Annotated in this window: 20 protein-coding genes and 1 pseudogene; 7 read left to right on the forward strand and 14 right to left on the reverse strand. The window is 73.4% G+C overall.

The genetic code is table 11. From position 1 onward, the window contains the following. Nucleotide 1 precedes the first annotated feature (1 nt). Both O7635_RS21365 and O7635_RS21370 read left to right on the forward strand, forming a co-directional pair. A complete protein-coding gene (locus tag O7635_RS21365) occupies nucleotides 2–535 on the forward strand; it encodes an adenine phosphoribosyltransferase (RefSeq protein ID WP_278082225.1) in 534 nt (177 codons plus the stop codon). A gap of 1,118 nt (nucleotides 536–1,653) precedes the next feature. Continuing rightward, nucleotides 1,654–3,948: pseudogene (locus O7635_RS21370) on the forward strand (bifunctional (p)ppGpp synthetase/guanosine-3',5'-bis(diphosphate) 3'-pyrophosphohydrolase); the annotation flags it as partial. On the opposite strand, the gene O7635_RS21375 reads toward O7635_RS21370, so the two are convergent. From O7635_RS21375 to O7635_RS21385, 3 genes are all read right to left on the reverse strand, one after another. Further along, complete coding sequence (locus tag O7635_RS21375; protein WP_278082226.1) at nucleotides 3,945–7,316, reverse strand: hypothetical protein; 3,372 nt, start codon at nucleotides 7,314–7,316, stop codon at nucleotides 3,945–3,947. The pseudogene O7635_RS21370 and the gene O7635_RS21375 overlap by 4 nt on opposite strands. 77 nt (nucleotides 7,317–7,393) lie before the next feature. Beyond that, nucleotides 7,394–8,224: a peptidylprolyl isomerase gene (locus tag O7635_RS21380; protein WP_278082227.1), complete on the reverse strand. Its 831-nt coding sequence runs from the start codon at nucleotides 8,222–8,224 to the stop codon at nucleotides 7,394–7,396. 43 nt (nucleotides 8,225–8,267) lie between these two features. Beyond that, entirely contained in the window at nucleotides 8,268–9,191 is a 924-nt protein-coding gene (locus O7635_RS21385) for a peptidylprolyl isomerase (RefSeq protein ID WP_278082228.1), read from the reverse strand. Between the two features lie 189 nt (nucleotides 9,192–9,380). Between O7635_RS21385 and O7635_RS21390 the strand changes: the two genes are divergently transcribed. Both O7635_RS21390 and hisS read left to right on the forward strand, forming a co-directional pair. After that, entirely contained in the window at nucleotides 9,381–10,085 is a 705-nt protein-coding gene (locus O7635_RS21390; RefSeq protein WP_278082229.1) for an MBL fold metallo-hydrolase, read from the forward strand. A 5-nt stretch (nucleotides 10,086–10,090) separates the two neighbouring features. Further along, nucleotides 10,091–11,407 (forward strand): histidine--tRNA ligase, encoded by a 1,317-nt coding sequence (hisS, locus tag O7635_RS21395; protein WP_278082230.1) that lies wholly within the window; start codon nucleotides 10,091–10,093, stop codon nucleotides 11,405–11,407. Here hisS and O7635_RS21400 read toward each other — a convergent pair. After that, entirely contained in the window at nucleotides 11,400–11,909 is a 510-nt protein-coding gene (locus O7635_RS21400; RefSeq protein WP_278082231.1) for a PaaI family thioesterase, read from the reverse strand. The two genes, hisS and O7635_RS21400, sit on opposite strands and share 8 nt — an antisense overlap. Nucleotides 11,910–11,964: 55 nt before the next feature. Here O7635_RS21400 and O7635_RS21405 point away from each other — a divergent pair, with 55 nt between their 5' ends. Both O7635_RS21405 and O7635_RS21410 read left to right on the forward strand, forming a co-directional pair. Beyond that, nucleotides 11,965–12,474, forward strand: a complete 510-nt coding sequence (locus O7635_RS21405; RefSeq protein ID WP_278082232.1) for a helix-turn-helix domain-containing protein — start codon at nucleotides 11,965–11,967, stop codon at nucleotides 12,472–12,474. Nucleotides 12,475–12,650: 176 nt separating this feature from the next. After that, nucleotides 12,651–14,396, forward strand: a complete 1,746-nt coding sequence (locus O7635_RS21410; RefSeq protein ID WP_278082233.1) for an MFS transporter — start codon at nucleotides 12,651–12,653, stop codon at nucleotides 14,394–14,396. A 174-nt stretch (nucleotides 14,397–14,570) separates the two neighbouring features. Here O7635_RS21410 and O7635_RS21415 read toward each other — a convergent pair whose 3' ends face one another. From O7635_RS21415 to O7635_RS21445, 7 genes are all read right to left on the reverse strand, one after another. Next, entirely contained in the window at nucleotides 14,571–14,810 is a 240-nt protein-coding gene (locus tag O7635_RS21415; RefSeq protein ID WP_278082234.1) for an antitoxin, read from the reverse strand. Nucleotides 14,811–14,879: 69 nt separating this feature from the next. After that, nucleotides 14,880–15,644 (reverse strand): urease accessory protein UreD, encoded by a 765-nt coding sequence (locus O7635_RS21420; RefSeq protein ID WP_278082235.1) that lies wholly within the window; start codon nucleotides 15,642–15,644, stop codon nucleotides 14,880–14,882. Further along, on the reverse strand, nucleotides 15,634–16,356 hold the full coding sequence (gene ureG / locus O7635_RS21425) for an urease accessory protein UreG (protein ID WP_278082236.1): 723 nt from the start codon (nucleotides 16,354–16,356) through the stop codon (nucleotides 15,634–15,636). The genes O7635_RS21420 and ureG overlap by 11 nt, the downstream gene beginning before the upstream one ends. Next, the gene (locus O7635_RS21430; protein WP_278082237.1) at nucleotides 16,346–17,395 is read right to left on the reverse strand and encodes an urease accessory UreF family protein; all 1,050 of its coding nucleotides are present in this window, start codon (nucleotides 17,393–17,395) and stop codon (nucleotides 16,346–16,348) included. The genes ureG and O7635_RS21430 overlap by 11 nt, the downstream gene beginning before the upstream one ends. After that, the gene (locus O7635_RS21435; protein ID WP_278082238.1) at nucleotides 17,395–19,089 is read right to left on the reverse strand and encodes an urease subunit alpha; all 1,695 of its coding nucleotides are present in this window, start codon (nucleotides 19,087–19,089) and stop codon (nucleotides 17,395–17,397) included. The genes O7635_RS21430 and O7635_RS21435 overlap by 1 nt, the downstream gene beginning before the upstream one ends. After that, nucleotides 19,086–19,502, reverse strand: a complete 417-nt coding sequence (locus tag O7635_RS21440; protein ID WP_278082239.1) for an urease subunit beta — start codon at nucleotides 19,500–19,502, stop codon at nucleotides 19,086–19,088. Before O7635_RS21440 ends, O7635_RS21435 begins: the two co-directional genes overlap by 4 nt. Next, nucleotides 19,499–19,801, reverse strand: coding sequence for an urease subunit gamma (locus tag O7635_RS21445; RefSeq protein WP_278082240.1), 303 nt, complete (start codon nucleotides 19,799–19,801; stop codon nucleotides 19,499–19,501). Before O7635_RS21445 ends, O7635_RS21440 begins: the two co-directional genes overlap by 4 nt. Nucleotides 19,802–19,915: 114 nt before the next feature. On the opposite strand from O7635_RS21445, the gene O7635_RS21450 reads away from it, so the two are divergent. After that, complete coding sequence (locus O7635_RS21450; RefSeq protein ID WP_278082241.1) at nucleotides 19,916–20,725, forward strand: hypothetical protein; 810 nt, start codon at nucleotides 19,916–19,918, stop codon at nucleotides 20,723–20,725. A 372-nt stretch (nucleotides 20,726–21,097) separates the two neighbouring features. Here O7635_RS21450 and O7635_RS21455 read toward each other — a convergent pair whose 3' ends face one another. The 3 genes from O7635_RS21455 to O7635_RS21465 form a co-directional block, all read right to left on the reverse strand. Beyond that, complete coding sequence (locus O7635_RS21455; RefSeq protein WP_278082242.1) at nucleotides 21,098–21,325, reverse strand: hypothetical protein; 228 nt, start codon at nucleotides 21,323–21,325, stop codon at nucleotides 21,098–21,100. Between the two features lie 89 nt (nucleotides 21,326–21,414). Continuing rightward, nucleotides 21,415–22,182: a YbaB/EbfC family nucleoid-associated protein gene (locus tag O7635_RS21460; protein ID WP_278082243.1), complete on the reverse strand. Its 768-nt coding sequence runs from the start codon at nucleotides 22,180–22,182 to the stop codon at nucleotides 21,415–21,417. Nucleotides 22,183–22,246: 64 nt separating this feature from the next. Then, complete coding sequence (locus O7635_RS21465; protein WP_278082244.1) at nucleotides 22,247–23,434, reverse strand: VWA domain-containing protein; 1,188 nt, start codon at nucleotides 23,432–23,434, stop codon at nucleotides 22,247–22,249. Between the last annotated feature and the right edge of the window lie 126 nt (nucleotides 23,435–23,560).

Below are 23,560 nucleotides of genomic sequence, written 5' to 3' on the forward strand. Positions count from 1 at the left end.
GATGGATCGCAAGGAAATAGCCGATCTGGTGGTCGGGCACGTCGTCGACGTGCCCGACTTCCCGCATGCCGGCATCCTGTTCAAGGACATCACCCCGCTGTTCGCCGACGGCCCGGCGTTCCGGCAGGTCATCGACGCCCTGGTCGACCACCACGGCCGCGCCTCGTTCGACGTGGTCGCGGGCGTCGAGGCCCGCGGTTTCCTGCTCGCCGGGGCCATCGGGTACGCCACCGGCGCCGGCGTGCTGGCCGTCCGCAAGGCCGGCAAGCTGCCGCGCGAGGTGCTGACGGCGTCCTACGCGCTGGAGTACGGCGAGGCCACGCTCGAGGTGCACCAGGACGCCATCGAGCCCGGCCAGCGGGTCCTCGTGGTCGATGACGTGCTGGCCACCGGCGGCACCGCCGAGGCGACCCTGTCCCTGGTCGAGCGGGCCGGGGGAATCATCACCGGGTTCAGCGTGTTGATCGAGTTGGCGTTCCTCGAAGGTCGGGCCCGCCTGGCACCCCGCGACGTTCACGCCCTGCTGACTGTTTAGTGCCCGTCCCGGCGTTTCCGCCGCTCCGGGCGGGGATCGGCCGGACGGGTAGAATTGAGCGCGCCCGGTCCCGACCCGACCCGGATCGCCGCCACCTGGCTAGCGCAGGTGTGGCCGGCCCGATACGGTCGGTGGATCGCGAGGTGTTGAGGAGGCCGGTGTCCCACGACGTCGCCCCACCGGTGGCGGGTTCCGCCCGTCCGACCGGCGAGGCAGAGCAGACGACCGGGCGCACGACAGAGTCGGCCCCGGCGGCCAGTGAAGCACGCCCCGAGACGGCCCCCGAGGCCCCCAGCGGCAACGGGAGCGCCCCCGGCGCACCGATCGTCACCGCGGCCCGCCCCGGCGGCAACGTCGGCGCCGCCGCCACCGTGACCCCGGACGCCGCCGGCGCCAAGGCCCGCGCGGCCAGCAACGGCGCGAAGACGGCCGCCGAGCCGGCCGCGAGCGCGTCCGCCACGCCGACCGAGACCGCCACCGCCCACCGCACCGCCGCCGGCGTCCCCGACGCCGCGCCGACCACGACCGACGCGGACCCGTCCGATCCGGCCTCCGCCGACTCCACGACCGCTGCCACCGGCTCAGCCACGACCGGCGCCGCCGGCTCGACCGGGTCTGCCACGTCCGGCAGCGCGGGCCCGACTGGCTCCGCGGGCCCGACCGGCTCGCCGGGCACGACTGGCTCCGGCGGCACGACTGGCTCGGCGGGCACGAGTGGCTCCGCCGGCACGACTGGCTCCGCGGGCTCCGCCGGCGCGACTGGCTCGGCGGGCACGACTGGCTCCGCCGGTTCCACGGCCACGGCTGGCTCGGCCGGTTCTACGGCCACGGCTGGCTCGGCCGGTTCCACGGCCACGGCTGGCCCGGTGCCGACGGCCGACGCCACGACAGGCTCGGCTGCCTCCGGCGGCGGGTCGGGCGCGGCGGCGCCGGCCTCGAGTGCGACCGAGGCCGCCGGCTCAGCGGACCAGCGCGTATCTCCGAAGGTTGTTGATCCTGAAAGTCGGGTCGACGAGGACACGGTGGAGTGGCCGGCCAACGGGCGTTCGCCCTATGACGTCGACGACGAGCCCGAGGGTGTCGTCGTGCCGTTCCGGGAGCGGCAGGGCACCACGCGCGACGTGGCGGGGGAGACCGGCACCGGGTTCGGGCTGGCCGGCACGCCGACCGGGCGACGGGTGCGGGCGCGGCTGGCGCGGTTCAACGCACCCTGGCAGGCGCCGCAGGTCAGCGAGGTGCTCGAGCCGCTGATCGCGACCCACCGGGCGAGCCACCCCAAGGCCGACGCCCGGCTGCTGCAGCGCGCCTTCGACACGGCCGCGCGCTGGCACTCAGGGCAATATCGCAAGTCCGGCGACCCCTACATCACCCACCCGCTGGCCGTCGCGACCATCCTGGCCAACCTGGGGATGGACACGACCACGCTGGTCGCCGCGCTGCTGCACGACACGATCGAAGACACCGAATACACGCTCGACTCGATGCGCAACGACTTCGGCGGCGAGGTCGCGCTGCTGGTCGACGGCGTCACCAAGCTCGACAAGGTCAAGCTCGGCGACGCGGCCAAGGCCGAGACGATCCGCAAGATGGTCGTCGCGATGGCCAAGGACCCGCGCGTCCTGGTGATCAAGCTGGCCGACCGGCTGCACAACATGCGCACCCTGACCTTCCTCCCGCGGCCCAAGCAGGAGCAGAAGGCCAAGGAGACCCTGGAGATCCTCGCGCCGTTGGCCCACCGCCTCGGTATGAACACGATCAAGTGGGAGCTCGAGGACCTGGCGTTCGGCACGCTGTTCCCGAAGCGGTTCGAGGAGATCAACCGCCTGATCGGCGAGCACCAGCCGCAGCGCGAGGCGCTGTTGCGCCAGGTGACCCAGAAGGTGCACACCGACCTGCGGTCCGCGAAGATCAAGGCGGAGACGACCGGCCGGCCGAAGCACCTCTACTCGATCTACCAGAAGATGATCGTGCGGGGTCGCGACTTCAACGACATCTACGACCTCGTCGGCGTCCGCATCCTGGTCGAGACCGTCCGGGACTGCTACGCGGCGCTCGGTGTGATCCACGCGAACTGGCAGCCCGTGCCGGGCCGGTTCAAGGACTACATCGCGATGCCGAAGTTCAACATGTACCAGTCGCTGCACACGACCGTGATCGGCCCGACCGGCAAGCCCGTCGAGATGCAGATCCGGACGTACGCGATGCACCGCACCGCGGAGTTCGGCATCGCGGCGCACTGGAAGTACAAGGAGCAGAAGGGCGCGACGATCGTCGGCCCGCCGGCGCACATCGACGAGATGACGTGGCTGCGCCAGCTGCTCGACTGGCAGCGGGAGGCCAGCGACCCGAGCGAGTTCCTCGACGCGCTCCGGTTCGACCTCTCCAGCCAGGAGGTCTACGTCTTCACGCCCAAGGGCGACGTGATACCGCTGCCGACGGGCTCGACCCCGGTCGACTTCGCGTACGCGGTGCACACCGAGGTCGGCCACAAGTGCATCGGCGCCCGCGTCAACGGCAAGCTGGTGCCGCTCGAGTCGACGCTGTCCAACGGCGACGTGATCGAGATCTTCACGTCGAAGTCCGACACGGCCGGCCCGACCCAGGACTGGCTCGGCTTCGTCAAGTCGCCGCGGGCCCGCACCAAGATCCGCCAGTACTTCAACAAGGAACGCCGCGAAGAGGCGATCGAGGCCGGCAAGGACGCGATCGTCAAGGCGATGCGCAAGCAGGGCGTGCCCCTGCAGCGCATGCTGACGACCGACAACCTGATGACCATCGCCCGCGACCTGCACCTGGCCGACGTGGCGTCGCTCTACGCGGCGGTCGGCGACAACCAGGTGTCGGCCCAGTCGGTGGTCCAGCGCCTGATGGCGTCGTACGGCGGGGAAGAGGGCGCGGCCGAGGACCTGGCCGAGACCGCCGTCGCCACCCGCCCGCCGCGCAGCCGCACCGCCGGCCACGACCCCGGCGTCGTCGTCAAGGGCGTCAGCGACGTCTGGATCAAGCTGGCCCGGTGCTGCACCCCGGTGCCGCCGGACTCGGTGTTCGGCTTCGTCACCCGCTCCGGCGGCGTGTCGGTGCACCGCGAGGACTGCGCCAACGCCGAGGACCTTAAGGCCCAGCCCGAGCGGGTGCTCGAGGTGAGCTGGAAGCTGACCTCGGCGTCGACGTTCCTGGTCGCGATCCAGGTGGAGGCGCTCGACCGGCACAAGTTGCTGGCCGACGTCACGCGGGTGCTCTCCGACGAGCGGGTCAACATCCTGTCCGCGACGGTCACCACCACGCGCGACCGGGTGGCGGTGAGCCGGTTCAGCTTCGAGATGGCCGACCCCAAGCACCTGGGCCACCTGCTGGCCGCGGTCCGCAAGGTCGACGGCGTCTTCGACGCTTACCGCGTGACGTCTGGCGCTTAGTCCTCGGCCAGATTCACCTCGTAGGCGAGTTCGCGTACGTCGGGCTCGGCGTGGGTCACGCGCAGGGTCAGCAGGAGGTCGCGGCGCGGCGCTGTCCATTCCTGGCCCGAGCCCGCCAGGATCCGCACCGCGAACAGGCCTCCGGCGAGGTCGCCGCGGCCGGCCCAGCGCGTGGCGACCGCCAGGACGTCGGCGTCGGGCCAGGCCTGGTAGGCCACCTTGCCGATCTCCTCGGCCGTCCGGCCCGCGAGGGCGGGGCGGCCCGCGCACAGGTCCGCGAGGGCGTCCGCGTTGTCGAGCAGGGCGACGTCGGTCAGCGCGATCACCGCGGTGTGGGTGAAGCCCGGCTGCGCCGCGAGCCGGCGGAGCGCGGCGGCCATCGCGGGCACCTCGGGTGAGCGCCGCTGGCGGCGCCAGGTCGCGGCCGCCCCCGCGATGTCCTCGATCCGTCGCCGGGCCGGGCGGTCGCTGTCGGGGTCGCCGGGCCGGTCGTCCGCGGCGTCCCGCTCGACCAGGCGGGCGAACGTCGTCGTCGCCGCGTCCTCGTCCAGGAGACGCAGCAGCTCGGCGATCTCCCAGCGGTGTTGCCGTTCGCCGAGGTCGGTGAGCCGGTCGACGACGAGCCCGCTGGCGCCGTCGACCCAGCGGGCCCAGCGCGGCAGCCGCGCGAAGGCGGCCCGGCGCAGCTCGCGGTCGGCGGCGCGGCACTCGGCGACGACGAGCGCGGCATAGCGGGCGCGGTGCCGGTCGGCGACCTGGCGTGGTGCGGCGTCGAGGATCGCCCGCCGTTCCTCGCGGCTCCCGGTGCCGGCGTCGGCGAGGATCGCCCAGCTGTCGTCGACGCCGAGCCGCTCGGTGGCAGCGGCGACGATGGCGGCCCGGACGTCGCGGTGCGCCCCGTCGTACGCGGCCCGCAGCGTCGCCATCACCTCCGGCGGGCCGTAGCGGGCCAGCATCCGCGCGGCCGCCTTGCGACTGGTCACCTTGGCCGGGCCGCTGATCACCGGCGCGAGCAGTTCGGGCAGCCGGGCCGGCGCGACGTACCTGGCCGCCCGCTCGGCCGCGTAGAGCGCCACCCGCGCCCGGTCGTCGCCGGCATGCGCGAGCAGCACCTCCAATGCCTCGGCGGGCCGGTCGGTCCAGACCAGCGCGCCCAGGGCGGCCTCGGCGATCACCACCTCGGCGGCGTCGACGTGCCGGAGCACCAGCTCGCGGCCGGCGCCCGGAATCCGCGCCGCGCCCTTGATCGCCGCGGCCCGCTGCCACACCGCGACGTCGCTGTCGTCGACGACGAGTTCGAGCAGCCCGGCGAACGCGGCCTGCTGGCGTGGCACCCACCGCCGGGCGTACGTGGGCATCGGCACCCAGCGCACGCCGTGCTCGACGAACCGGCCGCGCGGGCGCCGCCGGAGCACCCGGTCGAGCAGGTCGGTGCGGGACCTGATGACCGTCTCCCACACCACGGGCAGCGCCACCGCGGTCGGATCGAGCGCGAGCACCTCTCCGACCCGCTCGTAGCGGGTGGCCGGGTCGTCGAGCCAGAGCCGGATCGCCTCGCCCGCGGTCCAGCTCGTGGTGTCCGGGATCGCCCGCCGCAGCATGTCCTGCAACGCGGGAACCCGCCGGGCGCGCCGGCCGAGCGCGTGGGTGAGCGCGAACAGCGGCCCGTACCAGCCGCGCGCCGCCGCGTTCGTCACCCAGCCGCTCAACCGGTCGACCACGAGCCGCTCCTGCCCGCGGCGCAGCACGAGGTCGAAGCGGCGCAGCATCGGCACCCGCGCCGCGGCGGTGGTGCGGTCGATCGTCGTGAGCGCCCACTCCCGCAGCTCCGGGACGTCGACGTGGTCCCGCAGGACGTCGGCCGCGAGCGAGCTCAGCGCGCCGGTGGTGGCGGCGGAGGTGTCGCGGGCCTCGACCGCGTCGGTTGCCAGCCGGGTCAACGCGGCGACGCTAGCGGGGCCGAGCAGCCGGGACACCTTGGCCAGCGCGGTGAGGGCCGCCGCCCGCACCGGGTCCTGCTCGTTGCGGAGCCGGTCGAGCCGGGTCAGCAGGTCGGCGACCGCGGCGGGATCGCGGCTGCGCCGGGCGGCGTCGACCAGCAGCCGGTACGCGTGTGCCCGCTCGTCGGCGTCCCCGGACCGCGACGCGCCGGCCAGCGCCGCCACCGCCGCGGGCCAGGGCAGGAAGGCGCTCCACTCGCGGACCAGGGCCTCCCGCTCGCGGATCGCGGGCAGACCCAGCGCCCTCCGCGCCTCACGCTCCCGCAGCACGGCGGGCAGCACGTCCACGACCTCGTATCCCGGCACGCGCTGCCCGCGGCCCGGCTCCGCCAACGCGTCGCGGCCGCTGACGACCCGCCGCTCGTCGCCCGGCTCGGCGGGCGCGTCGGGGACCTGTGGTCCGTCGCCCGGCTCGGCGGGCGCGTCGGGGGCCTGTCGCCCGTCGCCCGGCTCGGCCAGGGCGCCGTCGTAGAGCGCGGCCCGCCGGCCCGGCGACACCGCCCGCAGCACGGCGGCCGTCGCGGAGAAGTTGTGCCGTCGCGCGCGCAGTAGCGGCAGCAGGTCGCCATCCGGCAGGCCGGCCAGGCGGCGCAGCAGGCCGCGCGGCAACCTGACGTCCCGCAACCACACGGTGCGTCCCGGCGCGGCCAGCAACCGGGCCACCCGCCCGGCGTCGTGGGCGGCGAGCACCCCGTAGGCCGCCGGCCGGCCCGGCAGGCGATCCTCCGGCGCGTACCGCTCCAGCAGGTCGAGCACGCCGGCGGGAGCGCAGCGCAGCACCGCCGTGACGGTCTCGGCCCAGACCTCGTCGCGATCGACCGCCTCGGCCAGCCGGGTCCCCACCCGGTCGAGGACCACGGCGGCATGCCGCCGGACCAGGGCCGTCAGCTTGACCGCGTGTTCGAGCTCGGGCAGCAGCGCGCGCACGGTGTCGGACCCGCAGGCCGGCAGCAGCGCGGCCGCCTCGGTGTCGTCGTAACGCGTCCGAACCTCGTGGATCAGCCCGTCAGCGAGCGACTGAGGCAGCCGGCGCAGCGTGCGATAGATCAGCCGCCGCTCGGCCGCGGACGGGTCGATCGCCGACCAGTCGAGCGTGCCCGACCGGAGGGCGGCCCGGATCGCGACGGCCCGCACCACGGGGTCCGGGTCACCGGCCGCCGCCGCGATCCCCGCCGCGTCCCGCGCGACCATCGCCGCCACCAGCGCGAGATGCCGCTCATATGTTCCGCCGGCACGCAGGTCGGCGCAGACCTCGGCGCGATCGGAGGCGGCGGCGGCCCACGAAGCCAGCTGCCCCATCCGGCGCGGATGGGGCAAGGGGTCGAGCGCGGCGAGCAGGTCCCGCGTGGCGTCCAGCACGGCGATCATTGTGCCGGTCCGCACACGACAGCGCCGCCCCGCGAAGACTCGCGAGGCGGCGCTGCGGCGATCAGCGGACCACGGGATCAGGCCGCCGGCGCGCTCACCGTCAGCGTCTTGATCTCGATGTCGTTCTTCGGGTGGCCGCCACCGGGCGACGGGTCGAACGCGCCGTCGTGGCCGGGCTCGGTGGCCTTCTTGATGTTCTCCAGGCCCTTGGTGACCTTGCCGAGCACCGTGTAGTCCGGCGACAGCTCGACGTCCTGGTAGATGAAGAAGAACTGCGAGCCGTTGGTGTCGGGGCCGCTGTTGGCCAGCGCCACCACGCCCTCCGGGTACGCCGGCCGCTGGTCGACGGGCAGGTTCTCGTTGGCGTAGCGGTAGCTCGGACCGCCCGTACCGTCGGTGTCACGGTAGCCCTTGCCCTTGGCCGACGGGTCGCCGCACTGCAGCATGCCGGGGAACATCCGGTGGCACTTGGTGCCGTCCCAGAAGTTCTTGCTCGCGAGGAAGCTGAAGCTCTCCGACGAGCACGGCGTCTTCGACAGGTCCATCGTGACCTCGACCGGGCCGTAGCTCGTGTCGACCGTCATCACCTTGGTGCCGGTGCTCGGCGGGGTGGTGGTCGGCGGGACACCGACGTCCTTGGTGGTGGGCGAGCGCTGGTCGGCCGGGACCTCGGACCAGACGCAGGCGACCGGCGCGGCGGACGGATCGCCCGCGGCGGTCGTCTTGTCGTCGCCGCCCAGGCTGCTGACCAGCCAGATCACGCCGCCCGCGACGATCAGCAGGGCCACGCCGGCGCCGATGAAGGCCTGCCGCTGGCGACGCTTGTGCGCTGCGGACTGCCGGTCGGCCATCTCCTGGGCGAGCCGCGCCCGCGCCGCCGCGCGCTGCCGCTCTCTCGTGGACGTCACGGGACTCTCCTCCTGCTTCCGCTCTCGCGTTTCCGGGGTGACCTTAGCTCGCGTTCGTGGGCGTCCCCGACGGCGCGCCGGACGGCGTCGCGGTCGCGGACGGGGTGGCCGACGGATCGGGCGTCGCGCCGCTGTCGGCCGGGTTGCTCTGCACCGCCCCGACGGTCAGGGCCTGGATCGTCACGTCGGTCTTGGGCTTGACCTTGGCGCCGTTGCCGTTGTCGACGGTCTCGATCTTGCTGATCTTGTCGACCACGTCGAGGCCGGCGCTGACCTTGCCGATGATCGGGTACGCCGGTTCGGCGGCGGGCGTGAAGTCCTTGAAGAAGATCAGGAACTGGCTGCCGTTGGCGCCCGGCGGGTTCGGGTAGAGGGCGACCGTGCCGGCCGGGTAGGTGGCCGGCGTGCCCGGTGCGGGCGAGGCCGACGGCGACGGCGTCGGGGCCGCGGCCGGCACGTTCTCGTTGGCGAACGTGTAGGTCGGGCCGCCCAGGTTGGTGCCGCTCGGGTCGCCGCAGTGCAGCGCGCCCTCGGTGGTGATCTCGTGGCAGGTGGTGTTGTCGAAGAAGCTCTTGCCGGCCAGGTAGGTCAGGCTCGCGCCGGCGCAGGGCGCGCTGGTCAGGTCGAGCTGGACCGTGACGTTGCCCTGGTTGGTGGTGATCGCCATGTCGCGGGTGCCGAACGTCGGCACGTCGGTGGTCGACGGCAGGCCCACGTCCTTGGCGTTGACGTTGACGCCCGGCTCCTGCGGGGTCCACACGCACACGTCGGTCGCCGTGTTGACCGGCTCCTTGTCGAACCCGCCGAGCGCCCAGAAGGCACCCAGGCCGATCAGCACCAGCGCCAGCGCCCCGCCCAGGCCGGCCTGGATGCGGCGCTTGCGGCGCAGGGTGGCGGCCCGCCGAGCCATCTGCCGATCGAGCTTGGCCCGCGCCAGCTTGCGCTGCCGATCCCTGCTGGATGCCACCGGTGCTCCTCTTTCGGGTGTGCCACTCGCCACAAACGTCCGGGAGAGCATACGGGCATTCGCTGGGAGCATGGTGAGAGGTCCTGCGCTTTCAGCGATCAAAGATCGTGATTGCCGGTGGCGTGTGGCGGCCGGTAATCGGATCGCGCCGCCCGCTAGGCTGGCCACAACGACCGGAAGGGGACGACTGTGCTGATCACGGGTTTCCCGTCCGACGTCTTCGGCACCAACTGTTACGTGGTGGCCGCGGCGCCGGGGGAGCAGTGCGTGATCGTCGACCCCGGCATCGGGGTGGAGAAGCGGCTCGACGCTCTCCTCGCCGAGCACCGGCTGCAGCCGGCCGCGGTGCTGCTGACCCACGGCCACCTCGACCACACGTTCTCCGTCGCGCCGGTCTGCGGCGCCAAGGGCATCCCGGCCTACGTGCACCCGGCCGACCGTGAGCTGCTGGCCGACCCCGGCAAGGCGCTCTCCATCGACCCGGCCCAGCTCTTCGGCGGCCGCTTCCCCTACACCGAGCCCGACGACGTCGCGCCGCTCGTCGACGGCGAGGCCCTCACGATCGCGGGCCTCGAGATCACCGTCGACCACGCCCCGGGCCATACCGGCGGGTCGGTGCTGTTCCGGCTGCCGGCCGGCGCCGCACGGGGCTGGGAGGCCGACGAGATCTGCCTCTCCGGTGACGTGCTGTTCGCCGGCTCGATCGGGCGCACCGACCTGCCGGGGGGAAGCATGACGGCGATGACAGCCAGCCTTCGTGACCGGATCCTCCCGCTCGCCGACGACACCATCGTCCTGCCGGGCCACGGCCAGGCGACCACGATCGGCCGGGAACGCGCGACCAACCCGTTTCTGCAGGAAGTCATGCGACCGGCCCCGACCAGAGGGCTATGACCACCATGAGCAAGCCACGGCCGATCTCCGGCTTCCCGGAGTGGCTGCCGCCGCAACGCATGATCGAGCAGCGGTTCATCGACAAGATCAAGAGCGTCTTCGAGCTCTACGGGTACGCCCCGCTGGAGACGCGCGCCGTCGAGCCGCTGGACCAACTGCTGCGCAAGGGCGAGACCTCCAAAGAGGTCTACGTGCTGCGCCGCCTGCAGGAGGAGGCCGCGTCGTCCGGGGACGACTCCCTGGGGCTGCACTTCGACCTGACCGTGCCGTTCGCCCGCTACGTGCTGGAAAACTCGGGCAAGCTGCAGTTCCCGTTCCGCCGCTACCAGATCCAGAAGGTGTGGCGGGGTGAACGGCCGCAGGAGGGCCGCTACCGCGAGTTCGTCCAGTGCGACATCGACGTGGTCGACCGCGACACGCTGCCGGCCCACTACGAGGCCGAGATGCCGCTGGTGATCGGCGACGCGCTCGGCTCGCTCCCGATCCCGCCGGTGACCATCCAGGTCAACAACCGCAAGGTCTGCGAGGGCTACTACCGCGGTCTGGGCGTCGGCGACCCGGAGGCGGCGCTGCGGGCCGTCGACAAGCTCGACAAGATCGGTCCGGCCCGCGTCGCGGAGCTGCTGGTGGAGACGGCCGGGGCCACCGAGTCGCAGGCCAAGGCCGTGCTGGCGCTGGCCGAGATCTCGTCGCCGGACGCCTCGTTCGCCGACTCGGTTCGCGCGCTCGGGGTCAGCGACCCGCTGCTCGACGAGGGCCTGGCCGAGCTCGTCGACGTGGTCGAGACGGCTGCGGCGTACGCCCCGGGGTTGTGCGTGGCTGATCTGAAGATCGCGCGCGGCCTCGACTACTACACGGGCACGGTCTACGAGACCCAGCTCGCCGGGTTCGAGCGGTTCGGGTCGATCTGCTCGGGCGGGCGCTACGACAACCTCGCGACGTCGGGCAACGACCGGTTCCCGGGCGTGGGCATCTCGATCGGGCTCACCCGCGTGCTCGGGCTGCTGTTCGGCGCCGACAAGCTGGCGATCTCCCGCGACGTGCCGACCTGTGTGTTGGTGGCACTGGCCGACGAGGAGCACCGCCGGTCGGCCGACGGGATCGCGGCCGCGCTGCGCCGGCGCGGCATCCCGACCGAGGTGTCGCCGACGGCGGCCAAATACGGCAAGCAGATCCGGTACGCGGAGCGCCGGGGCATCCCGTTCGTCTGGTTCCCGGGCGAGCCGGGCTCGGTGAAGGACATCCGCTCCGGCGACCAGGTGGAGGCCGACCCGGCGACCTGGGCGCCGCCGGCGGCCGACCTCCACCCGACGATCAACTAGCGGGGATCTCGAAGAGCAGGCAGGTCGACGTCGCGTGGGCCACGAGGCGCCCCGCGGCGTCGGTCAGCCGCGCCTCGCCCAGCGCGGTGCGCCGGCCGCGCTGGATGACCGTGCCCACGCAGGTGAGCAGCTCGGAGCCGACGGTGACGGGCCGCAGATATTTCACCGACAGGTCGACCGAGGTGTAGCCCATGCCGGCCGGCAGTGTCGTGTGCACCGCGCAGCCGGCGGCGGTGTCGAGCAGCGTGGCGAGCACGCCGCCGTGCACCGAGCCCAGCGGGTTGTAGTGGAACTCCCGCGGCGGCATCTCGACGGTGACCCGGCCCTCCTCGGCGGTCAGCCGGGTCATGCCGAGCAGCTCCATCACCGGTGGCGGCGGCAGCTCTCCGGCGATCATGGACTTGAGCAGGCTCAGCCCGCTGCTCCGGCCGATCTGGGCGGCGTTGGTCGCGGGGTCGGACCACGTGAAGGTACGGCTGCGCTCGACCTGCGTCTGAGTCATGGATCCAGCCTCCCAGCCGCTTGCTGGGTCTGTCAACGAGACTTAGGCTGATCGGATGAGCGAGCGAAGCGAGCCCGGTCAGCTCAGTCGCCCGCGACCCGCTGCCCTGGAGTGGTCCGTCGACAACTGCACGGTGGGCCGGGCGATGGAGATCCTCGGGGAGCGCTGGACCTTTGTCGTGCTGCGGGAGATCGCCAACGGCATCCGGCGCTTCGACGACATGCGGGTGCGCACCAACATCCCGCGCCAGGTGCTGACCAACCGGCTCGCGCTGCTGGTCGAGAGCGGTGTGCTGCGCAAGGAGCCCTATCAGGACCCGGGCGCGCGGGTCCGCCACGAGTACCGGCTGACCGAGATGGGCTTCGACCTCTGGCCCGTGATCGTCGCGGTGCTGCAGTGGGGCGACCGCTACCTCGCCGACCCGGAAGGCTCGCCGCTGGCCACCGTGCACCGCGGCTGCGGCGCGCCCGTGCGCTCAGTGCTGCGCTGCGACGCCGGCCACGAGGTCGCCAATCCGCGCGAGGTGGCCGCCCGCCCCGGCCCCGGCGCGAAGCGCCGGGTCTGACTCGCCCCCGGGGCCTCGGCGGGGACGCGAATCGGTCCCGTCGCCGGGTGTGTTCCCGCGCGGAGCTGGCTCGACGCGCCAGCGAGTTTGTCCGGCGGGAGCGACGGTCCGGACCACCGCGGACCCGGGCAAGAATGCTCGGATTAGGTGCCATCGATCCGGGTAGCGTGATCGACGTGCCGCCGGAGCCGCGTCCGCGCAGCGCGTCCGCGTGGGCGCCGCTGGGTGTGACGACGTTCCGGTGGCTGTGGCTGGCGCTGCTGGCGTCCAACATCGGCACCTGGATGCAGACCGTCGGGGCGCAGTGGTTGCTGGTCGACGCGCCCGGCGCCGACGCTCTGGTGTCGCTCGTGCAGACGGCCAGCATGCTGCCGATCGTGCTGCTCGCGCTGCCGTCCGGGGCGCTGGCCGACACGTTCGACCGGCGGCGCCTGCTGCTCGTCGTGCAGTCGGCGATGTGCGCGGTCGCGGTGCTGCTCGCGGTGCTGACCTGGCTCGACCGGATGCCGCCGGCGCTGCTGCTGACGCTGACGTTCGCGCTCGGGGCCGGCCAGGCGCTGACCGTGCCGGCCTGGCAGGCGGTGATCCCCGAGCTCGTGCCCCGGTCGCAGCTGGCCTCCGCGTCGGCGCTCGGCGCGATCAGCATGAACGTCGCCCGCGCGGTCGGCCCCGCGGTGGCCGGCGTCCTGATCGCCTCCACCGGCGTCGCGTCGGTGTTCCTGCTCAACGCGCTGTCCTTCGTGGTCTTCGCCGCCGTGCTGGTGTGGTGGCGCCGCCCGGACGACGACGACCTCGGCCCGCCCGAGCGGTTCACGGCGGCGGTCAAGGCGGGCGGGCGCTATGTGACGCATTCGGTCGTCGTACGCCGCATCCTGTTGCGGGCCGGCCTCTTCCTGCTGCCGGGCAGCGCGATCTGGGCCCTGCTTCCCCTGGTGGCGAGCCGCCGGCTCGGTCTCGGGTCCGGCGGCTACGGTGTGCTGCTCGCGGCCCTCGGCGTCGGGGCGGTGGCCGGGGCGGCCCTGCTCCCGCGGATCCGGCAACGGCTGTCGCCGAACCGGATGATGATCTTTTCGGGGCTGCTGTTCGGTGCGGTGATGATCGTCGTCGGCCTGGTCCCCGTCGAGGCGGTGGTCGCGCTCGTGCTGGTCCCGGCCGGCCTGGCCTGGGTGACGGTGCTGTCCAGCGTCAACGCCAATCTGCAGCTCTTCCTGCCCAACTGGGTACGCGCCCGCGGCCTGAGCATCTACCAAATGATCTTCGCGGGCGCCCAGGGCGTCGGCGCGCTGCTGTGGGGCCTGCTGGCCGGGGCGACCAGCGTGCCGGTCGCGCTGCTGGCGGCCGGCGCGCTGATGCTGGCCGGGGCGGCCACCACCGTGCGCTGGCCGATGCCCTCGATCGCGGGCCTGGACCGCGAGCCGACCTCGTACTGGCCGGAGCCCCACCTCGACGTCGAGCCCGAACCCTATGGCGGGCCGGTGCTGGTGACGCTGCGCTACCAGGTGCCGGCGGCGAACGAGGCCGAGTTCCGGACCGCGATGGACCGGGTGCGGCTGTCGCGGCGGCGCAGCGGGGCGGTGCGGTGGGGTTTGTTCCGGGAGGGCGAGCACGGTGACCGGTTCGTCGAGGTCTATCAGGTGGCGTCCTGGGACGAGCACCGGCGGCAGCACGAGCATCGGCTCACCGGGACCGACCGGGAGATCGAGGCGGCGGCGCAGGCGTTGGCCGACGGTCCGCCGGAGGTGACCCACCTGCTGCCCGCGGAGTCGGCGCCCGCGGAGTCGGAGCCCGGGCCTGGGGAGTCACGGCCTGCGGGATCGGAGCCTGCCGGGTCGGGGTCCGCTGGGTCGGTGCCTGCTGGGTCGCGGTCCGGTGGCTCGGCGCCTGCGGGGTCGGCGCCTGCGGGATCCGCGCCCGCCGGCTGAAGGCCGGTCGGGCACCTGGGTTTCTCGGCCGTTCGCCCGCCGCCTGCTCGGCCTGCCCAGCGTTGTCGGCGAGGGCGGTCGCGGCTCCCGGAATGACATAGCGGGTCGAGCGCCCCCACGCGCCCGACCCGCATGTCCGCCGGGTCCCGGTGTGCCCGCCGGGACCGGAAGCTGTTACCGGTTGTTGTTGCTCCGGTTGTTGCTGTTGCTGCGGTTGTTGTTGCGGTTCTGCGCGCGGTCGCCGGCCTTGCGCGCGGCGTTCTGGGCGCGGTCCACCTTCTCGGCGACCTTGCCCTGGGTCTTGGCGTCGACGGCGTCGCCGGCCTGGTCGATGCGCTGGTCGCGCTCGTCCTTGTCGTTGATCTGGTCCTTGGCCTTGTCCATGGCGTCGCCAAACCTGTCGCTGATGGCCATTGCGGCTCTCCCTCCGGTGTACGACCGCCCCACGCGGCCGTCCACACCCACCGAACGTAGACGGGAGCCTCAGCTTTCGCGGCAAATGTCGAGTTCCGCATCCGGATCATCGGCCCATGTGGTAGCCGTGAGCGCCGTCCGTAGCGCCCGGGCGTCCTGGGCGGCGGCCGTGATCAGGGCGGCTGGGCCGCGGGCGAGCGGCATCAGGGCGGCGGTGCCGCTGACTGCCGGTTTCGTCGGAGCTCCGGGGCCGACCAGCAGCAGCGTGCCGACGGCCCGGGCGGCGCCGGCTATGGCGGGGCCGTCCCAGCCTTGCGCGTGCGGGCCGATGCCGAGGTCGTGGCGGAGGATGGTGCGTCCGGCACAGCGGACGGCGGTGCTGGTGCGCAGGTCGCCCGCCGGCTCGGCGTGCCGGCCGGCGACGATCTCCTCGCGCCACGTGAGCCGGGCCCCGTCCGCGAGGTCCACGATGGACCGCTGGTGGTGGTCACAGCCGATGGCGGCGATGGTGGGTTCCGGCAGCCAGTCGAGAGCGGCTCCCGCTTCCACCGTTGCTACGACGTCGAGTCGGCTCGGCATCCGTGGGTCGCTGGGCTGGGCCAGAGCCGCGGCGATGGTACGGACGACGAGGTGGGCGCCGGTTCGCACGGTGATGGCGACGCGGAGGTCGTCGCCGCCGAGGGGACCGGCCGCGCCGCCGACGAAGTGCACCTCGGCGGCGCGGTGGTGCGGGTTGGTGCGGCGGGGGAGCAGGGGCGGCTCTCCGTACACCGTGGACAGCCGGGTGCCGCCGCGGCCGTCGGGCTCGGCGACCAGACGGGCCTCAGCCCGCACCGGCGGTGCTCGTCCGGGCGTCAGCGGTCGTGCCGGGCGCGGTGGCCGGGTGGCTGTGGGTGGGCGCCTCGGGTCGGTGGCTCGCGGTCTCGGGGCCGGCGGCGACCCGTTCGCGTACCCACGCGGCCACCGGCGTGGCCGCCGGGTCGCCGACCAGGGTGAGGAAGACGGTCGGCAGGTCGCCGCGCCGGGCGGCGGCGTCGCGGGCCATCACACCGAGGTCGGCGCCGACCAGCGGGGCCAGGTCGGTCTTGTTGACGACGAGCAGGTCGGCGGTGGTGACGCCCGGCCCGCCCTTGCGCGGCACCTTGTCGCCGCCGGCGACGTCGACGACGAAGATCTGGTGGTCGACCAGCCCTCTGCTGAAGGTCGCGGTGAGGTTGTCGCCACCGCTTTCGACGAGTACGAGGTCCAGCGGCTGTTGCGCCTCCAGCGCTTCGACGGCGTCGAGGTTGGCGCTGATGTCGTCGCGGATGGCGGTGTGCGGGCAACACCCGGTCTCGACCGCGCGGATCCGCTCGTCGGGCAGCACACCCGCCCGACGGAGGAAGTCGGCGTCCTCGGTCGTGTAGATGTCGTTGGTGACCACGGCGAGCCGGAGCTCGGTCGCCAGGGTGCGGCACAGGGCGGCGACGAGCGCGGTCTTGCCGGACCCGACCGGCCCACCGATCCCGATCCGCACCGCGCGGCCGTGTTCGATCTCAGGACGCAAAGAGACGCACCTCCCAGGTGGCATGCCGCTCGGCGTCGACGTCGAGCAGGATCGCGGAACCGGCGGGCAGGTCGTCCACCGGGTCGTCTGTGCGGGTGGCCGCCTCGGCGGCGATCCGGTCGCACGTGGGGGCGAGGCGGGCGACCAGCGCGTGGACCGCGTAGGGGTCGAGGCCGAGCAGCCGCACCCCCGCGGAGGCGGCACCGGTCACTCCACCGTAGACGGCGACCACGGCCGCCTCCTGCGGGCCGAGCCCGGCCGCCGCGGCGGCGATGCCGATGGCCACGGGGTGATGCGGGCCGGCCGCGGGCGCCGTTCCCCCCGGGGCGGGTCTTCCCGCCATGGCGGGCGTTCTGGCCGTGGCCGTCGTTCCCGCCCTGGCGGGAGCTTCGGCCGCGGGCCAGATCCGGCTGGTGGCGCGAAGCAGGGCCCGCCCCTGTGCGCGAGACGCCGCCCGCAAGGCCGGCGACGCCGTCCGCGCGTCCAGACCGTCATCCAGCGCCGCCACCCGCTCACGCGCGCCGTCGTCCGGCGCCGCCACCCGCTCACGCGCGCCGTCGTCCGGCGCCGCCACCCGCTCACGCGCGCCGTCGTCCGGCGCCGCCACCCGCTCACGCGCGCCGTCGTCCGGCGCCGCCACCCGCTCACGCCCGTCGTCCTCCAGCACCGCCACCGGCGCACGCATGCCGTCCTCCAGCACCGCCACCGGCGCACGCGTGCCGTCGTCAAGCGCCGCCACCCGCTCACGAGTCCCGCTGTCCGGCGCCGCCACCCGCTCGCCGGCTCGGCGCAACGGGTCATCACCGCAGAGCTGGCTCGGGCGGCGGGCGGGCGTCGCGGTCAGGGCGTGGCAGGTGGCGGCCGCGAAGGTGGCCGCGACCACGCCGGCGGTCGCCGTCCGGCCGACCAGGAAGGACTCGAGCGTGGCGAGGTCGCGGATCCGTCCCGCGGCCACGGCCGCCTCGACGCCGCCGGAGTGGGCGTGGCCGCCGGCGGGGAGCCGGCCGTCGGCCAGGACAAGGAGTGTGGACAGCGACATCAGAACAGGAAGTAGCGCTGGGCCATCGGCAGCTCCAGCGCCGGCTGGGGCGGGACCACCTCGCCGTCGATGCGGACCGTGAACGTGTCGGGGTCGACCTCGATGCGGGGGAGCGCGTCGTTGAGCGGCAGGTCGGCCTTGGTCAGCGAGCGGGTGTCGGCGACGGGCACCATCCGCCGGCTCACCGGCAGCCGGTCGCTGAGCAGCGCGTCGATGGCGGCCGGGGCGACGAAGGCGACGCTGGTCTGGGCGGGCACGACGCCGTACGCGCCGAACATGGGTCTGGGCAGCACCGGCTGCGGCGTGGGGATCGACGCGTTCGCGTCACCCATTTGCGCCCACGCGATCATGCCGCCCTTGATGACGAGCTGCGGGCGTACGCCGAAGAAGGCCGGATCCCACAGCACCAGGTCGGCGAGCTTGCCGGGCTCGACCGAGCCGACCTCGTCGCTGATGCCGTGGGCGACCGCCGGGCAGATGGTGTATTTCGCGACGTAGCGTCGGGCCCGCAGGTTGTCGTCCGGCCCGCCGCGGCGCTCCTTCATCACGTGCGCGGTCTGCCAGGTGCGCAGCACGACCTCGCCGGCCCGGCCCATCGCCTGCGAGTCGGAGCCGATGATCGAGATGGCGCCGATGTCGTGCAGGACGTCTTCGGCCGCCATCGTGCTCGGCCGGATGCGGCTCTCCGCGAACGCCAGGTCCTCGGGCACCGCCGGGTTGAGGTGGTGGCAGACCATCAGCATGTCGAGGTGCTCGTCGAGCGTGTTCCGCGAGTAGGGCCGAGTCGGATTGGTCGAGCTCGGCAGCACGTTGGGCTGTCCGGCCACCGTGATGATGTCGGGCGCGTGGCCGCCGCCGGCCCCCTCGGTGTGGTAGGCGTGGATCGACCGCCCGCCGATCGCGCGCAGGGTGTCCTCGACGAACCCGGCCTCGTTCAACGTGTCGGTGTGGATGGCGACCTGCACGCCACTCGCGTCCGCGACGCGCAGGCAGGCGTCGATGGCGGCGGGCGTCGTACCCCAGTCCTCGTGCAGTTTGAACCCGCCCGCGCCGCCGCGCAGCTGCTCCCACATCGCTTCCTGGCTGGTGGTGTTGCCCTTGCCGAGCAGCAGCACGTTGACCGGCCAGGGGTCGACGGCCTCGAGCAAGCGTGCGAGGTACCAGGCGTTCGGCGTCACCGTCGTCGCCTTCGTGCCCTCGGCCGGGCCGGTCCCGCCGCCGATCACCGTCGTCACGCCGCTGGCCAGCGCGGTCGAGAGCACCTGCGGACAGATCAGGTGTACGTGGCTGTCGACCGCCCCGGCCGTCAGGATCCTCCCGTTGCCGGCGATCACCTCCGTGCCCGGGCCGATCACCAGGTCCGGATGCACCCCGTCCATCGTGTCCGGGTTGCCGGCCTTGCCGAGCGCGACGATCCGCCCGTCCCGAATCCCGACGTCGGCCTTGACGATGCCCCAGTGGTCGAGCACGACGGCGCCCGTGATGACGGTGTCGACGGTGCCGTTGCCGCGGCTGACCGCCGACTGGCCCATCGACTCGCGGATCACCTTGCCCCCGCCGAAGACGGCCTCGTCGCCGTGGGAGCAGCGGTCCTCCTCGACCTCGATGAGGAGGTTTGTGTCGGCGAGCCGGATCCGGTCGCCGGTGGTGGGGCCGTAGAGGGCGGCGTAGCGCGGGCGGTCGAGGTGGCTCATCCGCGGCCGTCGCCGTCGAGCGGGTCGGCGGCTCGGCCGCCGGGCGGGGCGGTCCCCGTGGGCGAGCCGGCTCCGGTGAGCCGGTCGCCGGGCCGGGTGGGTTCGCCGTCGAGGGGGCCGGCGCATTCGCCGCGTAGGCCCGGGACGATGCGCCTGCCGCCGAGGGGGACGAGGTCGACGTCGCGGTCGATGCCGGGTTCGAAGCGGATCGCGGTGCCGGCGGGGACGGCCAGCCGGTGGCCCCACGCGGCGCGGCGGTCGAAGTCGAGCGCCGGGTTGGCCTCGGCGAAGTGGTAGTGCGAGCCCACCTGCACCGGCCGGTCGCCGGTGTTGTTGACGGTCACCGTGCGCACCGGCCGGCCCGCGTTGATCTCGATCGGGCCGGCGCCGAAGACGATCTCGCCCGGGATCATGGGATCGGTTCGTGCACGGTGACGAGCTTCGTGCCGTCGGGGAAGGTCGCCTCGACCTGGACCTCGGCCAGCATCTCCGGCACGCCGGCCATGACGTCGTCGCGGCCGAGCACCTCGCGCCCCGCCGACATCAGCTCGGCGACCGTGCGCCCGTCGCGGGCGCCTTCGAGCAGGAAGGCGGTGATGACGGCCGTCGCCTCCGGATAGTTGAGCCGCAACCCGCGCTCGCGCCGCTTGCGGGCCACGTCGGCGGCGACGTGGACGAGCAGGCGTTCCTGCTCGTGCTGGCTGAGGAACAAGGCTCACCTCCGGGGTGCTCGTCACTGCGGGCCGCGATCCTTTCACCAGCACGTTACGCATCCATTACGCCCCTTGTTGGTAGGGCACGCGGCGATGGTCGTACGCTTCGAGAAATGGACCGCCACCACCCCATCTGCCGCACCTGCGGCGTTCAGCGCGCCCGCGACGCCGACCGCACCATCTGCCCGATCTGCGCCGACGAGCGGCAGTATGTCGGCTGGGGCGGCCAGCGGTGGGTGTCGATCACCGAGCTGCACGCCGACGGCCATCGTGGCGTCGTCCGCGAGGAGGTGCCGGGCCTGTGGGGCGTCGGCGTCGAGCCCGCCATCGGCATCGGCCAGCGCGCGCTGGTGGTCCCCGGCCCCGGCGGCAACGTGCTGTTCGACTGTGTGCCCTATGTGGACGACCAAACCGTCGAGGCGGTCGAGGCCGTCGGTGGCCTGGCCGCGATCGCCCTGTCCCATCCCCATTTCTACGGGTCCATGGTGGAGTGGAGCAGGGCGTTCGGCGACATCCCGATCTACGTGCACGCCGCCGACGCGGCCTGGGTGCCGCGCTCGGGCAACGTCGTGCTCTGGGAGGGTGACCGCGAGGAGATCCTGCCCGGCCGCACGCTGGTCAACTGCGGCATCCACTTCCCGGGCGGCACGGTCCTGCACTGGCCGGGCCTCGACGGCAAGGGCGCCCTCTGCACCGGCGACATCTTCACGGTCGTCATGGACCGGCGATGGGTGAGCTTCATGCACAGCTACCCCAACCTGATCCCGGAGCACCCGGACACCATCGTCCGCGCGGTGTCGCTTGTGGACTCGATGCCCTACGACACGGTGTACGGCGGTTGGTGGGGCCGCGTCGTCTCCGGCGGAGCGAAGGAGCGCGTCCGCCGCTCGGCCGACCGGTATCTCGCCCACATCGGCCGCTAGCCTGCCGCCGGCCGGATGCGCCGCCGCCGTAGGGTCGCGTCGATCGGCCGGTGGCGGCGCCGATCGGCCGGTGGCGGCGCCGATCGGCCGGTGGCGGCGTCGATCGGCTGGTGGTCGCGTCGATCGGCCGGTGGCGGCGTCGATCGGCTGGTGGTCGCGTCGATCGGCCGGTGGCGGCGTCGATCGGCTGGTGGTCGCGTCGATCGGCCGGTGGCGGCGTCGATCGGCCGGTGGCGGCGTCGATCGGCCGGTGGTCGCGTCGATCGGCTGGTGGTCGCGCCGCGCACGCCGTCGCCGCGCGCTCCGCCATGGCCGCGGCTCGGTGAGCCGCACTCCTGGGCCCGCTCCCGCGTGCGTTCGTCTGCGGTGCGGTCAGCGCGATCGGCGGCGGCGTTTCAGGTCGCGGAGCCGCCACACGACGAAGAAGCCCGCGCCGGCGGTTACGCCGAGCAGGGCGCCGACGACGAGGACCCACGGCTCGAAGATCTCGGCCGCCCCGAACGCGATGATGAAGACCAGGAACATCGCGGTCGCGATGGCGATCGAGGCGACCACCGCGGCGAGGGTGGGCAGTCGGGTGCGGACGCGGCGGGCGGCCATGCGGTCCGGCTCGGGCCCGCGCTCATCGGCTGAGCCGCAGCAAGTCTTGATCTCGTCTACGTCGGCGTGGAAGCCGTCCTGCGCCGGGGTCAGCTCCGCCGCTCGTCGTCGGGGTTCGGCGGCGGGTTCTCGTAGCTCTCGACCAGCGAGCGGATGTCGAGGCGCGGGCCGGTCAGCCGCTGCACCCGGTCGGCCATGAGCATGGCGGCCTGCGCGGTCGCGGTCATCACGGTCGTGTGCACGATCCCGGCCAGGGTTGCCGGCTCGTGCCGGAACTGGTCGGCGCCGATGTGCACGGCCAGCAGTTCCCCGCCGGCCCGGACCTGCGCTTTCACGCCGCCGTCGGCGGAGCGGGCGGTCGCCGTCAGCTCGGCCAGTGCGGCGCGCAGCTTCGCGTAGCCGGCCAGCTGCCGTCGCGACTCGTCGCTGAGGCGGCGCAGCACCTCGTCGGCCTGCTGCCCCTCGCCGTCGACCGGACCGTCGGCCCCCAGGTCGTCGTGTCTCGGCGGCGCCGGGCGCGGCACCTCGGGCAGCTCGCCGCCGAGCATGCCGGGCAGCTCGGTGCGGCCGCGGCCGACGCTGCGGACGGTCTCGGTGACCGCGCCGATCGCCTCCACCGTGGCCTGCCGGACCGTCTCGACCACCAGCACGCCGAGCCGCTCCGGGCTGTAGCGGTAGGCGGCCCGCCCGAAGCCCAGCCCGACGATCGCGTTGCCGGGACCCGCGGTGACCTCGACGGCGCCGTCCGGTGTGGAGACCGTGGCCGTCGCCGCGGTCACGGCGTGCCGGAGAGCGTCGACGGTCTCCTTGAGCTCCGCCGGTGGCATGGGCTGCGGTATCGCGTCGAAGGCGCTCATCAGACCCCCAATTCCGAGCGCGCCGGTCGGGCGGGCAAACCCTAGCATCGATCGCGACGCCTGTTCATGTTCCGTGTGCCCGCTGTGCCCCCTCCCGTTCCGCGAAAGCCCGCAGGTCGTGCCGCTGGATCGCGGCGGCCATCAGATCCGGGAAAACGTCGGGAGTGCACGCGAACGCCGGCACGCCGAGCGCCCCGAGCGCGGCCGCGTTGTCGTGGTCGTAGCTGGGCGCCCCGTCGTCGGAGAGCGCCAGCAGCGCCACGACCTGCACGCCGGCCCCCACCAGATCGGCGACCCGGCGCAACATCTCGTCACGTACGCCGCCTTCGTAAAGGTCGCTGACCAGCACGAAGATGGTGTCGCGGGGCCGCGTGACCAATCGCTGGCTGTAGGCGATCGCCCGGTTGATGTCGGTGCCCCCGCCGAGTTGGGTGCCGAACAGCACCTCGACCGGGTCGCTGAGGTGGTCGGTCAGGTCGACCACGGAGGTGTCGAAGACGACCAACGAGGTGCGCAGCGTACGCAGTGAGGCCAGCACCGACGCGAACACTCCCGAGTAGACGACCGACGAGGCCATCGACCCGGACTGGTCGACACAGAGGATCACGTCACGCTGCACGGCGTTCCCGCGGCGGCCGTAGCCGATCAGCCGCTCCGGCACGACGGTGCGATATTCGGCCTGGTAATGCCGCAGGTTCGCGTGAATCGTGCGGTTCCAGTCGATGTCGCCGTGCCGGGGACGCTCGATCCGGCTGGCCCGGTTGAGCGCGCCGGTGACGGCCGCGCGTGCCTTCTGCGCGATCCGTTTCTCCAGGTCGTCGACCACCTTGCGGACCACCTGGCGAGCCAGGTCGCGGGTCTTGTCGGGCATGACCGAGTTGAGCGACAGCAACGTGCCGACGAGGTGCACGTCCGGCTCGACGGCGGACAGCATCTCGGGTTCGAGCAGCAGCCGGGTGAGGTTGAGCCGCTCGATGGCGTCGGTCTGCATGACCCGGACAACGCTCTGCGGGAAGTACTCGCGGATGTCGCCCAGCCAGCGCGCCACCCGCGGGGCGGACGCGCCCAGCCCGCCGGTGCGGCGTTTGCCCTCGGCCTCGCCCTGGCCCTCGCCGTTGGGGCCGCGGTCGTAGAGGGCAGCCATCGCCGCATCCATCGCGGCGTCACGCCCGCCGGGTTGCCCGAGCGACTCGTCGGCGGGTTCGCCGAGCGCCAACCGCCACCGCCGGCGCCGTTCCTCCTCAGCGCTCATCGCCTCTCCCGTCCACCGTGTGCGCCGCGGCGTCGCCCCACGGACCGCGGCGCCGCAGCCGCCGTGCGCGCCGCGCTGACCGCGTCCTGTTCGCTGTGCCCGGCACAACGTGGCCCCGCGAGTCGC

Origin of the sequence: Asanoa sp. WMMD1127 (assembly GCF_029626225.1) — a bacterium.
GTDB lineage: Bacteria > Actinomycetota > Actinomycetes > Mycobacteriales > Micromonosporaceae > Asanoa.

Excerpts from the sequence above, each read along its gene's own strand:
- O7635_RS21365 (WP_278082225.1), top strand. The coding sequence starts at position 2 with ATGGATCGCAAGGAAATAGCCGATCTGGTGGTCGGGCACGTCGTCGAC.
- O7635_RS21375 (WP_278082226.1), bottom strand. The coding sequence starts at position 7,316 with ATGATCGCCGTGCTGGACGCCACGCGGGACCTGCTCGCCGCGCTCGAC.
- hisS (WP_278082230.1), top strand. The coding sequence starts at position 10,091 with ATGAGCAAGCCACGGCCGATCTCCGGCTTCCCGGAGTGGCTGCCGCCG.
- O7635_RS21400 (WP_278082231.1), bottom strand. The coding sequence starts at position 11,909 with ATGACTCAGACGCAGGTCGAGCGCAGCCGTACCTTCACGTGGTCCGAC.
- O7635_RS21405 (WP_278082232.1), top strand. The coding sequence starts at position 11,965 with ATGAGCGAGCGAAGCGAGCCCGGTCAGCTCAGTCGCCCGCGACCCGCT.
- O7635_RS21415 (WP_278082234.1), bottom strand. The coding sequence starts at position 14,810 with ATGGCCATCAGCGACAGGTTTGGCGACGCCATGGACAAGGCCAAGGAC.
- O7635_RS21430 (WP_278082237.1), bottom strand. The coding sequence starts at position 17,395 with ATGTCGCTGTCCACACTCCTTGTCCTGGCCGACGGCCGGCTCCCCGCC.
- O7635_RS21435 (WP_278082238.1), bottom strand. The coding sequence starts at position 19,089 with ATGAGCCACCTCGACCGCCCGCGCTACGCCGCCCTCTACGGCCCCACC.
- O7635_RS21440 (WP_278082239.1), bottom strand. The coding sequence starts at position 19,502 with ATGATCCCGGGCGAGATCGTCTTCGGCGCCGGCCCGATCGAGATCAAC.
- O7635_RS21450 (WP_278082241.1), top strand. The coding sequence starts at position 19,916 with ATGGACCGCCACCACCCCATCTGCCGCACCTGCGGCGTTCAGCGCGCC.
- O7635_RS21455 (WP_278082242.1), bottom strand. The coding sequence starts at position 21,325 with ATGGCCGCCCGCCGCGTCCGCACCCGACTGCCCACCCTCGCCGCGGTG.
- O7635_RS21460 (WP_278082243.1), bottom strand. The coding sequence starts at position 22,182 with ATGAGCGCCTTCGACGCGATACCGCAGCCCATGCCACCGGCGGAGCTC.
- O7635_RS21465 (WP_278082244.1), bottom strand. The coding sequence starts at position 23,434 with ATGAGCGCTGAGGAGGAACGGCGCCGGCGGTGGCGGTTGGCGCTCGGC.